Source organism: Desulforhopalus glucosivorans, from assembly GCF_054397165.1.
Window position 1 is genome coordinate 2,454,432 of sequence record NZ_AP044854.1, and the last position, 15,569, is coordinate 2,470,000.

The following is a 15,569-nucleotide window of genomic DNA, read 5'->3' on the forward strand; positions in this document are numbered from 1 at the left end:
TTTTTATGACAGGCTTTTAGCAGCAAGGCACTAAAGAGTCGTTAATATGTTAAATTATTTCAAAATTTTACCCTTATCTGACTTACGGTATCTATTTTTTATTCTATTTATTTCAGCAGGCTATGGCCATGCGGATTTTGCACTCGGCGAAGACATACGCTCCGCGGTGGGCAGAGGTTCGGGCTCTGACACAAACATCTATGAAGAGATATGTGCTCAGAGAGCCTATGCTAACTGTTACTATGTTTCAAATTCCGGCAATTACCCCGACAGTACCGAGGGTAAACACCTTTTTATTGAGGACATCTCTACACACTCCTTTGCCCCGGGAGATATCATCCTCTTTAGAAGAGGTGATGTATGGAGGCAGGAAACAACAGATTCCATAGTAACGTTAACCTCGTCCGGGACAGAGGAGAGTTATATCATTCTCAGCGCTTTCGGATCGGGGGCAAATCCCGCATTTCTTGGCTCTATCAAAGCAACGTCCTGGTTCAATATTTCCGGCAACATATGGGGGTCCGGAACGAATATCCCAATAGATCCGAACACCATAAATTACGGGGCCGAGTTGTTTTTCGAAGATGCCCAGGGAAGCGCCTTTTTTGGCCATCGAGAAAACTCGACCACGGGATTTGACAGGGCTGGAGACTGGACCTGGAGTAACAACCGGGTATATATCTACTCAACCGAGGACCCTAACAGTTCCTATGCATCTATCGAAGTACCCCAGGCACAAAGGCTCATCCGGCTGAATAATCAACAGTACGTTGGAATTGATTCCATTAGCCTCAAATACATGGTCAACGCAGGCATTTATGACAATTACGGAAACGCTGCTGGGCTGAAAGGCCTGCAGATAACCAATTGTGAGATCGGCTACATCGGCGTAAAAAACAGTGGCTCTGCCTACGGAATATCACTGGAAAGATCCGAGGTCTACATTAGGAGGAATACAATCCACGACTGTGGCCGCAGGTCCATTTCCCTTGTATTATACAACACAGATCCTTCAGTTATTGAAGATGTGATAATTGAGAGCAATCATTTTTTTAACGGCTACCATACAACGGGGGTTGATATCCAGTCAAATACAGCCAGAAGTGGCAGTCACCTCATTCAAAACATCACCATTCGGGGCAACCTCTTCGAGGGCGATCCCAACTACGACATCCAGGGAGAAGATGGTTCTGCAAGTAATCATATTTTTATAAACCAGGATGACAACTCGATACTCAAGAACATTTTCATTCACAATAATATCTTCACCTACGCCCACGGCAGCTCAATAAAAACCTCCAGCGGCGATGGCTACTATATTTACAACAACACCTTCTACGGCTTCAACCACAGCTACGACAATTACCAGGCACACATCTTCGGGGGTAATGATTCAACGAATACGATAATTAAAAACAATATATTTTTCAGCGATGCCACAAACAGCCGATACGCCTGTATCGAGATAGGTTATAATCGCCACAGCCACTACCAAATCGATAACAACCTCTATTTCAATGCAGCGTACAGTGACGCCCGCCTTCTCTGGGTTGACAGAGGAACAAGCTATTTCTTTGATGACGACTGGGGCGACTACACCTCTGTCACAGGTTTTGACAGACACAGCCCCAAACCAGCCGATCCATTATTCGTGGGCGCAACCTGGGATTTTCGTCCTACTCAAACATCCCCGGTGCTTGGTGAGGGAGAGGTTATCAATTGGATTTCTAAAGACTATTTGGGCAATCCCATAAATAACCCACCGGATTTAGGGGCCATTCAAGACCACATTTCACGACCATCGTACATCCCGGCCATATTCAACCTGCTTCTTCAATAAGTAAAGGGGTGAGCTCGGCTATAAAGCTGACAATCTTCGCCTGTGCCTGGAAAAGTGGGTCCACCTTCGGGCCCCCTATATATTTAGAGGTCCCATAATGATTTACCGATCGATATGAAAAGGATACATTTATCTACACTTTTCTGAAAATTAGAACCTCTTTTCTACACTCCAAAAACGTGAGTTCCTATTACCGGTTACCGACTGAATTGCTTTAACACGACCTATTTGTAACCAATTGGAATTATTTATCCGATTTATATTTGGCGGATGTATTGTTTAAATACTTCCTTTATGGTCGAGCTTATGGTATCTCGCGCATCCTCTTCCCAAGATGAGGTTCGAATGGTCTCGATTTGTCCGGTCGAGACGTTTAGAAGATAAACTCTCATATCCTTTACATTACAATTGTCTGACCATCTACAACGTATGTTCATAGTGCCAGTTAAAGCGAATTGAGCTCCAATCTCTATTGATGTGTCTCTGATTAATTCTACAATTGGTTCATCATTATTATAAAATTCGTTGGCTCCTGGCACATTGAGTTTGGCGATTTTCTTCATTTTGTAGTACGACTTATCTAATCTCAGCTCTTCTGAATCATTAATGTAATATTTAATATTCTCACTCAGAATAGTTACAAATGATCCAGCTTCACCCTTTAGCAACCAAGGAAAAATTGCCACTGACTTTTCGCTAAGAGATTGAACTGGAGTGGGTATTAATATTGTTTTTTCAGGTCTTTGAATTTTTGCTATTGAGTTCACAACCTTTTCATAAGGATCTTTTCCCGCTGTTTGAGTATTTTCTTTAGGTCCGTTAGCAGTTTCCTGGTATGACTCAATTTTTATATCTTCAGCAAAACCTTCCTGAAATTTTTCTAAAAATTTTTTCTGCTCATTTCCCAAAGACGCTGTACCCTTCCAATCTTCACATTTATATGGAGGAATTTCCCAGGTATAGCGTAAATTAAAAACGTCGTGAGTGTCAGTGAAAGCAGATAGATCACGAATTAATAAACAATTTGCCGTGGAAGGATGATAGACTAAGTCTTGTATATACCATTTTTCTCCATACATTTTAGTTGCAAAACGTTTGATTTCTGTACTCCCTGAAGGAGCTTGAAAAATCCAGTTTTCTGGGTTGTCGTAATAATCTATTTGGGTCTGGTTAGCCTCATGAAGAAAAACATGTATGAATGCAGTACGGTGGTTCTCCTGGTCAATGAACTGATGCTGGTATTGTCCTAAAACACCTTTTCTATACTCAAAATTCTCGCCGAAGGTTATTTCAAGACTCGGGTTCCGCGTTGAATAATAGGTGTTACTGTCAAGCATTCCTCTCTTTGTTGTAACACATCCAGTAAGTGCTAATGATGCAAGAATGCAAGATATGAGTAGATAATACATACGTAGGTAATCTCCACCTGTATATTTTGGGTTTACCTTTTCCTTGGAACCTATTTAAGATGAAATACTCTATTCAATGTTATGAGGATATCTCTCGTAGACTCAGCAAGAAGACTAGTTTTATAGGGATCATTAGGAAATCGAATGTAAACAGGTCGAGTTTTAATTGTGCCTCTACTGGCATCAACTGTCAGCCAGCGATCGTCAATGTAGACCTCATTCCAAGCATGTAGTCCGAAACCTTGACACCAATCCCCAATGTATATAACACCTGTCACTTCACGACATGGAATACCCAGTGAACGAGCAAGTGTCATAAAAAGAAAAGCGTGCTCTGTACAATCTCCTCTTTTGCTATTTAATAACTGTGATAAATTGGCATCAAAGACATAGGCATCATCAAGATATTTATCGACAAAAAATGCGAGCTTTTCAATCTGTTTTTCTGGGTCTAGAATACCTTCGACCACCTCTTCAGCTATTCTCTTAACTCTTTTTTCTTCAGACTTCATTCGACTGGTCAATTGTGTGAATTTATGGTTGATTTCTTCCTTAATATCACTCTCCATCGATGTGTCAATCAAGTCCGTCTCAATTAGAGTTACTTCACAATGTTCTACTGTCTTGCACATTACTTGTTGACCAGGATAAGACTCCAGTAAATGTACATTCGGCCCCGAAATACTCAGCTGGAGCTTCTGTATGGTATCAATTTTTCCAATTGTTTTATCAATAGGAATTATATTACTCGTATAAATGTCTTTTGAATTTTGAGTTGGAAGTAGTGGTTTGTAGTTCTTCAACTGGTAAGTAAGTTGGGATGATCCTGACATAAAAAGAAGTTTACCTGCTTCATCGAAGTTTAAATGGCTAAAACCGTCATTTTGGAACGTGGTCATAACGTCATAAACACTACGACCTTTCTCAGAAGTTCTTATATCCTGGACTTCTGCTAAAATTACTCCAACGTCAGGAGTGTCAATTGTAAGACATGAAAACGATTCAGATTCTCCTTTTCTTGGTTTTGTCCGTACCCACATTTCAAGGTCCAGCTCATCAGATAAATTAAAATATTGTCCTGTTAACGTCTGATTTTTTTTATTCTTCCCATGCTGTAACGAATAACTGTAATTTCCAGCACCTAATCTATGAACCCATAAAGAACTATCTGACAGCCGATCTTCATAGCTATATGCTAGTAAAGGGTAAGGTGGTATGGATGAGAATTTTTTTATTTCACGTGTAGAAAAAATATTTGTCGTGCCGAGTATTTGTAGACGTAGTTCCTTTTCCTCTGAGAACTTGTAAATTGTTTTTCCATCTTCTTTTTGAATAGTCCTCTCACTTTTAGCATGACCAATTCTTACACCAGCAAATTGCACTTCATACCAACGTACTCCCATAGAATCCTTGAAGTGATTAATAACAGGAGAATCTGTTGTACTGTTATTGACAACCGTATCAGTCCTATCTTGAGGAGTGAAACTACAACCCGCAAGTAAAGTGATAAATAATAAATGAAACAAGTTATAGGAGCTTTTCTTCGAAAAAAACGGTGTGTAAAACATTATAGATGCAAGTGGTAGTAATTTAACAGTTAGCTCATCAACGGCTCAGTTGAAACATATGAAGAATATCAAAATTATTGAGTAATAATCAAATTTTATTAAAATCTGTGACCACCTCTATTACATTTACAAAACTGTATGGTGAATTTTCATCATCCATGGGTCAAAACAACGATAAGAGTCTGAAATCCACTGAGCTAACATAAAATAGAGCAACTATGTATCCCTTCGTTTGGTAAGACCTTGAAACTCGTTTCGGCGATATTAGGCGCATTGGAGGATTCTATGGTATTGTCGTGTAATCTTTTTGATGATAAGAGCTCATCGCTGCCAGTCTAAAAGGAGTAAAAAACTTCATGAGCTTTATTGCAGAGTAACGACTCCTTTCAAAGACTCTAACGGCACGTCAATGAAACATCTTAACAAGATGATATACTAGAATTTTTCACTGACACTTAACTATCCACGAAGCGGTAAACTAGAATTGGTGAATCGATTGCAAAGCGGTTATCTGGGCATGTAGCGTGACCACCGCTGTATCAACTTTTAAAATTCTGTTTCCGATAGTACAACAATCAAACTTCTGACCTGCAAACTTCTCAACCTCGTATTCAATCCAGCCACCTTCCGGCCCGATTGCAAGGAGTGTTCGGCCTTTTTTTCCTACAATGACATCCACAAGATTTTTATCTCCCGTAGGATGAGCACAAACCAGACTACTATATTCATGGATTTTAGAAGGAAGATAATCCTCAACAAAGGGTTTAAACTTATCATGTATTTCTACTCCAGGAACTCGTGTGTCAACTGCCTGCTCAAGACCCTGTAACAGATGGACCCTATATTCAGATGGCTCTAGAATAGATGCTCCCCAAAAACTCTTTTCAACTCTTTTAGCATTTACAAGAAAAATTGTTCCCACCCCAAGGGCTGTTACCTGGCTCAGAATTCTTTTAAGCATTATCGGTCTGGGTAAGGCCAGAATAAGGTCCAAATGCGGTTTTGGTCTCATCTCTTCAGACAGCTCCACCCGTAACTCAACTTCAAATGGATATTTTTTCTTGATTGAACATATTTCACCCAAGCCTAATTTCCCATCAACACACCCAAGCTTTACCTTTGCTCCGACATCTGCCCGCAAAACTTTTACAATATGTTCTGCTCTATTGTCGCTAAGATATACAGTGTTTGCTTGTATTTCTTCTTCCTGTACGAGTATTATGTTCATTCTATACTACTTACCTATTTAGATGTGCCGATTTATGGACATCATTGTATTTATAAAAATTCCCAAAGGGAAACAGTACCAAACCCGGTAAACGAAACAATTAGCAAGGATAGTTTCCTTGAAGATCTCTCTTTGGTCGCTATCTAAGAATACTTCGAGGTCTTGATTTTCAAAATTCTCTCCGGGTTGCTTATGTATTGCAGCCTCTCCGGAGTAAGGTACTAACAACTGATTGGACGTACTATGTTTATTCTCTATAATATGCTGCAGCTACTCTTCCTAGTCGTTTTTTGCCCTTTTATTCTTATCTTTGTGCTCTGTAGCTCAAAGTATAGAGACAGAATTCCAGCCCGCCTTGGTTTTGGGCTCAAAGCTAAACTACGCCAGAAAAACCTCGCGACTGACGCCCCTGTTACCTTCTGGATACACGCTCTCTCTGTTGGGGAAACAACCTCCGCCGAACCATTAATTCGTGGGCTTAAAACTCACTATCCTCACTGCAAAATAATATTTTCTGTCACCACTAAAAGTGGTAAACATGTCGCTGACACACGCTTAAAAACATTAGTTGATGTAGTTCTGGATGGCCCTCTGGACATCCTGCCAGTTGTCCACTATTTTCATTTAATGATTTGTCCAGATTTTTTTATTCTCGTTGAAACCGACTTTTGGCCTAACAATCTACTACTTCTCAAACAGAAAAACGTTCCTACGATACTCGTAAATGGCAGAGTCTCAGAAAAATCCATAACCGGATATAAGCGCATGCCATTCTTTTTTGGGCCGATGTTTAAAAGCTTCTCAGCACTTTGTATGCAAACTGCTGGAGACAAATCCAAGATGGAATCCCTTGGCATTCCGGCTGCTAATATACTCACACTGGGAAATCTCAAGTTCGACACCCCAGAGTTCATCTTTCAAAAAACATTGTTCCAAAAGCATTTGCCGAGTAAGCGAACCGTTTTTATCTGTGGCTCCACGCATCCTGGAGAAGAGGAACTCCTCATATCAAGTTATCTCGAAACTCGACATGAATACCCTGAACTATTTCTCATCATTGCCCCACGTAATATCAAACGTGCAGGTGAAATAAAAGATTTTGCTATTAAACAAGGTTTATCGGTTGCACTTAAAACGGAACCTGACGCTGGAGAAATTGATATATTAATCCTGAACACCATTGGTGAGCTTGCAGCCTATTACAGCATCTGCCAAATAGCATTTGTTGGCGGAAGTCTAGTGGCAAAGGGAGGACATAATCCCATTGAGCCTGCATCAATGGGAGTTCCTGTTCTTTTTGGCCCCCATATGGAGGATTTCAGTGAAATAGCCGAATCTCTTATTACCTGTGGCGGCGGCAAGACAGTGAGAAATACAATTGAACTTGGCCTCGCACTGAGAGACTATGTAAACAATATTGAACACCGAGAAACTAACGGGGCTGCTGCGAAAGCATTCGTCAACAACCATAGAGGTGTAATTAGAAAACATATCGACCTCATACAGACATTACTTTGAAAACACCAGGCTCATATCTCTTACACTATTTCCTTCCCCTGCTAACGGTTTGTTGTATAACAGGGATATGGTCTGTTCCGATACTTAGTCCACATTTTTCTATTGAACCCTTCTCCCCTATCCTGGCAACGTTTCTTTTTTCCTTAGTTGCCATTCTATATCTACAAGGTAAAGGAGCCACAACAGTATTTCTATTAGCTGTATGCTCCTTGTTTGGTGGTTATCTTCACGGCAACGCCCATATACAACCGCCCCATACTTTGCACCATATCTACAATCTCATTGAGAAAAAATCAGAGGTTGTTCTTACGGGGCACCTCCATGAGATGGTAACCTACGATGGGAAAATGAGTAGAGCTGTTGTCAACCTCGATTCCATACGTGAAAAAAAAGATACATTCCACACACCTGCCCAGGGTATGGTGAGACTGTCATATCATGGTCGATGGCCCGCGGATATCTTACCGGGCGATTACCTGGCCATACGAGCAAGCGTAAAACGGCCTCGAAGTTTTTATACCCCGGGAGTATTTGACTATGAAAGGTATCTAGCTCAAAAAGATATCTGGATCACAGGTTTTATTGGCTCTCCCCTCTTTATTCAAAAACTTTCAAATATCGATTTCTCTCCGTTTAGATTGAAGTATGTTGCTGAACGATCACGGACACGAATTGGTTCTTATCTGGACAAAACGTTACCCCATGAATTTGCATCACTTTACCGTGCACTATTGCTTGGAGATCGAAGCCGGGTCACTTCTAAGCATTTAGAACTTTTCAAGGCCACAGGCACCTTTCACATACTTGCTGTATCGGGGCTACATATTGCTGTAATTGCAACACTTCTTTACATAGCATTCTATTTCATACTGAGTAGATCGGAAACGCTACTACTCCGATTTCAAATTAAAAAAGTAGTCGCCATTCTTACAATCCCTTTACTACTTAGTTATGCACTCCTGGCGGGTATGAACAGCCCAGTCACCCGGGCTGTTATTATGAGTACAATTGTAATACTGGCTCTTTGTTCAGATCGCAAAAAATCTCCAGCGCACCTTGTGGCTGCTGCAGCCCTTCTCATTGTACTATTTGAACCCCAACAAATTTTTACCGTTTCCTTCCAACTTTCATTTACGGCCACAATGGGTATCCTCTTTATATTTCCGCACCTGCAGCGCATACTTACAAGCACGATCCAACAAGAACAACAACGTTTACCGCAACAAAAATTCTACCTGTATATATTCTCAGCGTTTCTTGTTTCCCTTGTGGCAACAATTGTTACTGCTCCAATCACTGTTTCAACATTTAACAGAATTTCAACAATCGGTCCTTTTGCAAACCTCATTCTGGAACCGCTTATTTGTCTCTGGTGCCTCCCTTTTGGGATCCTCGCCCTACCATTTATATGGATATATCCACCAATAGCAGATCTACTTTTACAATTTGGCTCGTATGGTATCAGTTCAGCACTATATATTGCTGAAATCTTAGCAGACATCCCTCTAACATTTGTTTACCTGGCCGATCCTCCTCTTCCTCTGACTCTTGTCTACATAGCTGTTCTCTGTAGTTGTGCCAGCGGTCTACTATTACGATCCTCAAAGGCCATAATACTGACTGGTTCTATCATCACATGCATGACCCTATTAATGTTTGTACCATGGTCACTGGGAAGAAAAACAACACCTCAGATATCATTTTTAGATGTTGGACAGGGTAGTGCTACAATCATTGAAGATGGTGACAAAACAATCCTCATAGACGGTGGAGGGTCTTCTTTTTCAAGTAGAACAGTTGGCGAAACAGTCATTGCCCCTTATCTATGGCATAAGGGCATTCAACATGTTGATACTATAATTATTACCCATCCCGACGCAGACCATTACAACGGGATGAGCTATATTATTGAAAAGTTTAATCCGAAAGCAATCTGGGTTCGCGATGTTGAGGGGCATGATAAAGCCTACAGAGATGTATTAGCATTAGCGCAGGAGAATAGAGCTAAGGTTATTGTCCCTCAGTCAGGAGATATAATTCATGAAGGTGCTATACAACTACAATGTCTTGCTAATCTTGGAAAATCAAACGTCAAAAAGACTCGATCTGCCAGCTCTGCCAACAGCGGACTGATCCTCAAGGGGTGTGCTATGGATACGTGTTTTCTCCTTCCTGGAGACATCAACTCATCCATGGAACACTATCTCATTGAACAGAATTATGATTTATCAGCTGATATTATGCTTAGTGCGCATCATGGATCGGCAACATCAAACTCCACGGAGTTTCTTACACAAATATCACCACAATATGCAATAGTGTCTGCTGGTGCGTCCAGTAAGGGCTACTTCCCGCACAACAGTTTTATCAAACAATGTAGAGAAAAAGGTATAACGATATTCAACACCTCAATTGACGGAACGATTGAAATCAGCCTGGCCGCAAACCAAATAAAATCACAAAAAACCAAGAAATATCAGAATAATCCTCTCTACCCTTTTAGAATGGAGGATATTCAATGACGACCTCTCACAACAAAAAAAAAACCGGAATGAAATAGTAATTTCATTCCGGCATCAACCTTGTACTGCATTACAATTTACACTTCAGTAAAATCAGATGGAGCTTTTTTCAAATACTTAACAAACTTAGCCTTCTCAACTGCATTTGAGTACGCATCATCTGCTCCAATCATCTTCTTGTCGAGGAGGAACTGAATAGCATCATCCAGGGTCTGCATGCCGTACTTTTTACCAGTCTGCATGGTGGATAAAATCTGAAATGTTTTTGCATCTCTGATCAAGTTTCGTACCGCTGGTGTCGCAATCAGGATTTCCAGTGCCGCACACCTGCCCTTCACATCTACCCGTTTAAAAAGAGTTTGGGAGACAACAGCTTTCAGAGCATCCGCTAAGGTTGACCGCACCTGTCCCTGCTGGTTGGCAGGGAAAATTTCTATGATACGATCCACCGTCTTCATGGCGTTAATAGTATGCAGGGTTCCAAAGACAAGGTGACCTGTCATAGCAGCTTCCATGGCAAGGGAGATTGTCTCAAGGTCACGTAACTCACCTACGAGGATGATATCCGGATCCTCACGCAATGCTCCACGGAGTGCCGCTGAAAAACTTTCAGTGTGGGTATGAACCTCACGGTGATTCACGATACACTTTTGACTCTTGTGAACAAATTCTATCGGATCTTCAATGGTTAGGATATGGTCCTTACGTGCCTTATTACACTCATCAACAATGGCAGCAAGGGTCGTTGACTTACCAGAACCCGTTGGTCCTGTAACCAAAACCAATCCCTTTGGCAGATGGGCCAAACGAGAAATAACAGGCGGTAACCCCAACTGATCAACAGTCATGATCTCACTTGGAATTTCACGAAAAACGGCACCGACACCATACTTTTGTTGAAAAAAGTTACAACGATACCTGGCAAGACCGGGGATTTCGTAACCAAAATCGATATCTCCTGTCTCTTCAAAAACTTTGATTTTTTCTTCGGGGCAAATCTCGTAGAGCATGGCGCGTAGTTCGTCATTCTCCATCTTCTTGAACTTGACTCTCTCCATATCCCCACGAATACGCAGAAGTGGTTGCTGCCCTGCAACCATATGTAAATCGGATGCTCCTTCGTCATTCATCAACTTAAAAAAGCCATCTATTTGAGCCATATCTTACCTTAGTATTATTAAAAGAATTACGACCTTTACAAAAAATCTACTGGCCGGAATTCTCTTTTAAATATTGAACTACTTCTTCTGGATCATCAAGTACCTTAAATAGTGAGATATCTTCTGGACTAATATTCCCACTTCCAATCATTTTATCTTGAATCCAATCAACAAGTCCACCCCAAAATTGACTTCCTACAAGAACGATGGGAAAAGGTTTGATTCTTTCAGTCTGAATCAGAGTAAGTGACTCAAAGAGTTCATCCATAGAACCAAAGCCACCAGGCATACAAACAAACCCCGATGAGTATTTCATCAACATTACTTTTCTAACAAAGAAATACTTAAAATCCAAAGAAAAATTGGCATAAGGATTCAGGTCTTGCTCATGGGGCAGGTTTATATTTAAGCCAACGGAAATACCGCCAGCATTGAATGCCCCTTTATTGGCGGCCTCCATGATACCAGGCCCACCACCAGTTATAACGCCGAAGCCTTCATTGACGAGCCCTGCTGCAATTTTTTCTGCCAAAAGATAATATTCATGGTCTTGCGGAGTTCTTGCAGAGCCGTAGATAGTAACAGCCGGGACATCAATTGCCGACATGCCATCAAAGCCTTCAGTAAATTCAGCCATTATGCGGAACATTCTCCATGAATCACCTACCACTGAGTTATCAAGGCAATATTTAGGCTCTTTAATTATCCGACCATTGTCATTTTTCATTCATTCCTCTTATTTCTCTTTTCTTAATATAGAATCACACGACCTTAAGCCCTGCTTTGCTCTCTTTTCTATTTGGGTATCAAGCTTGTTCTGTTGCATGACTTTATTAAACCAGCTTGCAGCCCGTTTACACTGCGACTCGTTTAAATAACCTTCTCCCATTAAAAGCTGGGCATATGGCTGCAACGCTTTTCGTCTCAAACAATGTCCCAGTAATTCCCGAGATTCGGCATACCGACCTATTGATACATATATTTCAGCAAGATACAACTTGTATTCCGCATTATCCGGGTCTAACTCGACACTCTTTTGACAATAGGTTACGGCAATATCTTCACCTTCTCTTTCTTCCAGGTATAGCCTTCCAAGTAAATTAAGGGATCTGTCATCAAACCCGTCAAATCGTAGTGCTCTCTCAAGAACCCTGATTGCCTCTTTGGTATTGCCACACTTAAAGTAACTCAACCCCTGATAGTAATAAAGACGACCAGCCTCAACAGTCTCACCTTCTCCTGCAATCCAACTCTCTATATATTTAAGGGCCGCATCATAATGTCCTGTTTCACAAGAGAGAATTCCCAACTGCAGTGTTAAATCTTTTAATAAATAGGGATCAACATCTTCGGCATGACTGGCATCATAGGCTCGACTGAGGTACTCAACAGCCTTATTATTTAAGCCAAGACCTTGCTTTGATAAGCCAAGATTATAAAGAGCCATGAAGTTTTCCTGATCAAGTACCAGCGCCTCTTTAAAGCTATCGTTAGCCTGCTTGGTTCGATTCATCATCGCAAGGGTGACACCGAGACTATTATAAAGGTTAACATCACCTGCAAAGCAGCTAATCCCCCGCTTATATTCTTTTATGGCAAGTGTAAAATCACCATCACCAAAATAGACGTCTCCGCTTATATTAAGTGTTACATGATCAAAAACGGCAGAACTTGATGGGCCAAAAAATGCCGCATGCAACAAAGCTTTCTTGCAGCAAAACGGGGCTTCTGATTTTCTAATATTGGCATAGGGGTAACACGTTATGCCAGCAGAGATATGAACGCCATTGGATTCATCTTTAACTTCATCTAAAATGAGGTCAACACTCTCTTGTATCTCTCTCGCATCACCAGAAAAGTACAACACATAAAGGTTGTCCCCAACTGTAATGGTTTTATGATCCACTACTAATGGTGAGATACATTGAGAAGCGGAACTGGCCTGATTATCCCCTTGAAACAACACGAGTGAAAAGGAGTCAAGGGACGAACACCACCTGCCGATTTTTCGCACAACTGCCGAGTTCGGTACTGCAAGTGTCTGATTCTCCGGATAGGCGATATGCTGGTACTCACAAAAACTAAATGGCCCCCTCCGTGAGGCTCTGTGCAAGGCTGTATACGCCTCATCCAAAAGAGAGGTACCATCAAAACTTCCAGAACGGGGAATTCCATCTTGAAGAGTTACACTGGAACCAACATGAACACGATGACAACCTGCTTTTTTGAGGTAAGCAACGAGGTTTGATTCCAGGGTCGAATTCTTTTTATCTTCGCCCTGCCGCAGCACCAGTGCATAGGTGTTGTGCCCAAGGTAGTGAAGTATTGATCCACCTCGCACAAACCCCTTCAATAACGTCACACACTGATGTGTATATTTTATACAGTGTCTAAAGCCAGTGGAAACAGGAGGCAGTTCAACCAAAGCAACGAGGAGATTATTGGCAGAACTTTGAAAATCTAACAGCGAATATAGGTTCGCCGTATTCAACAGACCGGTTTGAGTATCTACTCTGGCTTGTTTTAATAAGTGAAATTCCCGTTCAGCAAGATCAATCCTTTCAATGATCCAATCCTTACTTGCCTTTTGCAGAACCATAAAATCTGCACCAGTGAGAACTGCGACCACCAGCCCATCAACCACTGGTAAACCAAGCAGTATATACCCTTTATATATAAGGTAAGAAATGCCACCTTGCTGAAGTCGTTCAAAACTATCGGCTAACTGCTGATCAGTACTAAACGATTCGTCACTTGCCAAAAATTGTTCAACATCAGCGAAAAAGTGAATACTCTTTACTGTCGGTATATGACGAATCAATATTTCAGCAAAACTTGAAGAAAAAACAGTATAGTCATCCACAAGTAACTCTCTGTTACCTATGGAGATAGGATACTTCTCAATCACGTATAACCTCACCTTCAAAAAATTGTAGCAATAACACAGCAAGCTGAGCGACCTCTCTATCCTGAATTGTTCTCATATCAAGAAGCAGGCAATCATTTTCAATACGACCGATGACAGGAGTAACAAGTTGGCGTAAACCTCTTTCAAAATCGACCAACTTCATAGAACACGGTTTTAACCGGATAGCGGAACTCTCTATGTTATGTTCTGGCAGCGCACCACCTCCAACTCTTGAGACTGTTGGAATAAGTTCAACATCACATACATTCGTTAGTGTATTTTTTATTTTACGCTTAAGTAACTGAGCTCGTTTTTTTATAACTCCAGGTGGCGTGGTGAGCATCCTGAGAGTAGGAACCTCTTGAAGTGCGTTATTAATATCGTAGTATTCCCGGAGTACACTCTCAAGGGATGCCAATGTAAACTTATCGATACGAAGAGCACGGTTAAGGGGATTCTTTTTTATCTTATCAATAATATCTTTATTACCGACGATGATTCCAGCCTGAGGACCACCTAGGAGTTTATCTCCGCTAAAGGTTACAACATCAACGCCAGCTTTTACAATCTCTTGCACTGTAGGCTCTTTTGGAAAACCAAACTGTGAAAAGTCTATTAAACTACCGCTGCCAAGATCCTCCATGGTAACCAGGCCTTTTTCTTTTGCAAGACCAACCATTTCATCTGGCGATACCTCAGATGTGAAACCGATGATACGAAAATTTGATGTGTGGACTCTCAACAGCATGGAGGTTTCTTCGGTAATAGCTCCTTCATAATCTCGAAGATGTGTTCTGTTTGTTGCTCCAACCTCGACAAGGGTCGCCCCACTCTTTTCCATGACGTCAGGAATACGAAAGGAACCTCCAATCTCAACAAGCTGCCCTCTTGAGACGATAGCTTCTTTCCCTTTTGCAAGAGTATCAAGCGATATAAGCACAGCAGCAGCATTATTATTTACAACAATCGCCGCCTCTGCACCTGTAAGATCGCAGATAATGTCTTCAACAAGACTATACCGACTTCCCCTTTGGCCTGTTTCAAGATTAAACTCAAGATTTGAGTAGAAGCCTCCTGCCTGGACAAGTTGGTCTGTGGTCTTCTCTGATAATATAGAGCGCCCTAGGTTGGTATGAATAACGACACCTGTACCATTAAAGATGCGCTTAAGGTGGGGGGTCATCCTCTTTTCAATTTCAAGTATAAACAGTTTGTACCAATCTTCTTCTTTAAGGGTGGCAGGAGCAGAAGAATGTAAGATTTTCTGCCTCTCAGTTTCAATAACATATTGCACAGAAGATTTGATGATTGAGAGTGGAGCCAGCTTATCATCAATACTTAGTAGGTGCGCAATACATTCATCTACCTTAGGTATAGCTCGTAGGGCGAGCGATTTGGAGTCCATTTGCATATTAT

At 41.2% G+C, this 15,569-nt stretch carries 10 protein-coding genes; 3 read left to right on the forward strand and 7 right to left on the reverse strand.

Annotated features, from left to right (window positions below):
- Window positions 1–46 precede the first annotated feature (46 nt).
- Window positions 47–1,840, forward strand: coding sequence for a right-handed parallel beta-helix repeat-containing protein (locus ACX6CI_RS10645; protein WP_458778137.1), 1,794 nt, complete (start codon window positions 47–49; stop codon window positions 1,838–1,840).
- A gap of 257 nt (window positions 1,841–2,097) precedes the next feature.
- Here the strand turns inward: ACX6CI_RS10645 and ACX6CI_RS10650 are convergent, their stop codons facing one another.
- From ACX6CI_RS10650 to ACX6CI_RS10660, 3 genes are all read right to left on the reverse strand, one after another.
- Entirely contained in the window at window positions 2,098–3,177 is a 1,080-nt protein-coding gene (locus ACX6CI_RS10650; RefSeq protein ID WP_458778138.1) for a hypothetical protein, read from the reverse strand.
- A gap of 122 nt (window positions 3,178–3,299) precedes the next feature.
- A complete protein-coding gene (locus ACX6CI_RS10655) occupies window positions 3,300–4,817 on the reverse strand; it encodes a transglutaminase-like domain-containing protein (protein WP_458778139.1) in 1,518 nt (505 codons plus the stop codon).
- A 478-nt stretch (window positions 4,818–5,295) separates the two neighbouring features.
- The gene (locus tag ACX6CI_RS10660) at window positions 5,296–6,045 is read right to left on the reverse strand and encodes a 16S rRNA (uracil(1498)-N(3))-methyltransferase (protein WP_458778140.1); all 750 of its coding nucleotides are present in this window, start codon (window positions 6,043–6,045) and stop codon (window positions 5,296–5,298) included.
- Window positions 6,046–6,288: 243 nt separating this feature from the next.
- Here ACX6CI_RS10660 and ACX6CI_RS10665 point away from each other — a divergent pair, with 243 nt between their 5' ends.
- On the forward strand, window positions 6,289–7,563 hold the full coding sequence (locus ACX6CI_RS10665) for a 3-deoxy-D-manno-octulosonic acid transferase (RefSeq protein WP_458778141.1): 1,275 nt from the start codon (window positions 6,289–6,291) through the stop codon (window positions 7,561–7,563).
- Window positions 7,560–10,085: a DNA internalization-related competence protein ComEC/Rec2 gene (locus ACX6CI_RS10670; RefSeq protein ID WP_458778142.1), complete on the forward strand. Its 2,526-nt coding sequence runs from the start codon at window positions 7,560–7,562 to the stop codon at window positions 10,083–10,085. The genes ACX6CI_RS10665 and ACX6CI_RS10670 overlap by 4 nt, the downstream gene beginning before the upstream one ends.
- A gap of 77 nt (window positions 10,086–10,162) precedes the next feature.
- On the opposite strand, the gene ACX6CI_RS10675 is transcribed toward ACX6CI_RS10670, so the two are convergent.
- The 4 genes from ACX6CI_RS10675 to selA are packed head-to-tail and all read right to left on the reverse strand — an operon-like array spanning window position 10,163 to window position 15,564.
- Window positions 10,163–11,245 (reverse strand): type IV pilus twitching motility protein PilT, encoded by a 1,083-nt coding sequence (locus ACX6CI_RS10675; protein ID WP_458778143.1) that lies wholly within the window; start codon window positions 11,243–11,245, stop codon window positions 10,163–10,165.
- 46 nt (window positions 11,246–11,291) lie between these two features.
- On the reverse strand, window positions 11,292–11,972 hold the full coding sequence (locus tag ACX6CI_RS10680) for an LOG family protein (protein WP_458778144.1): 681 nt from the start codon (window positions 11,970–11,972) through the stop codon (window positions 11,292–11,294).
- A gap of 9 nt (window positions 11,973–11,981) precedes the next feature.
- The gene (locus ACX6CI_RS10685; protein ID WP_458778145.1) at window positions 11,982–14,153 is read right to left on the reverse strand and encodes a tetratricopeptide repeat protein; all 2,172 of its coding nucleotides are present in this window, start codon (window positions 14,151–14,153) and stop codon (window positions 11,982–11,984) included.
- Window positions 14,146–15,564, reverse strand: a complete 1,419-nt coding sequence (gene selA / locus ACX6CI_RS10690; RefSeq protein ID WP_458778146.1) for an L-seryl-tRNA(Sec) selenium transferase — start codon at window positions 15,562–15,564, stop codon at window positions 14,146–14,148. The genes ACX6CI_RS10685 and selA overlap by 8 nt, the downstream gene beginning before the upstream one ends.
- Window positions 15,565–15,569: the final 5 nt, after the last annotated feature.

Coding starts and splice junctions, on each gene's coding strand:
- ACX6CI_RS10675 (WP_458778143.1), bottom strand. CDS start 11,245: ATGGCTCAAATAGATGGCTTTTTTAAGTTGATGAATGACGAAGGAGCA.
- ACX6CI_RS10680 (WP_458778144.1), bottom strand. CDS start 11,972: ATGAAAAATGACAATGGTCGGATAATTAAAGAGCCTAAATATTGCCTT.
- ACX6CI_RS10665 (WP_458778141.1), top strand. CDS start 6,289: ATGTTTATTCTCTATAATATGCTGCAGCTACTCTTCCTAGTCGTTTTT.
- selA (WP_458778146.1), bottom strand. CDS start 15,564: ATGCAAATGGACTCCAAATCGCTCGCCCTACGAGCTATACCTAAGGTA.
- ACX6CI_RS10660 (WP_458778140.1), bottom strand. CDS start 6,045: ATGAACATAATACTCGTACAGGAAGAAGAAATACAAGCAAACACTGTA.
- ACX6CI_RS10650 (WP_458778138.1), bottom strand. CDS start 3,177: ATGCTTGACAGTAACACCTATTATTCAACGCGGAACCCGAGTCTTGAA.
- ACX6CI_RS10645 (WP_458778137.1), top strand. CDS start 47: ATGTTAAATTATTTCAAAATTTTACCCTTATCTGACTTACGGTATCTA.
- ACX6CI_RS10655 (WP_458778139.1), bottom strand. CDS start 4,817: ATGTTTTACACACCGTTTTTTTCGAAGAAAAGCTCCTATAACTTGTTT.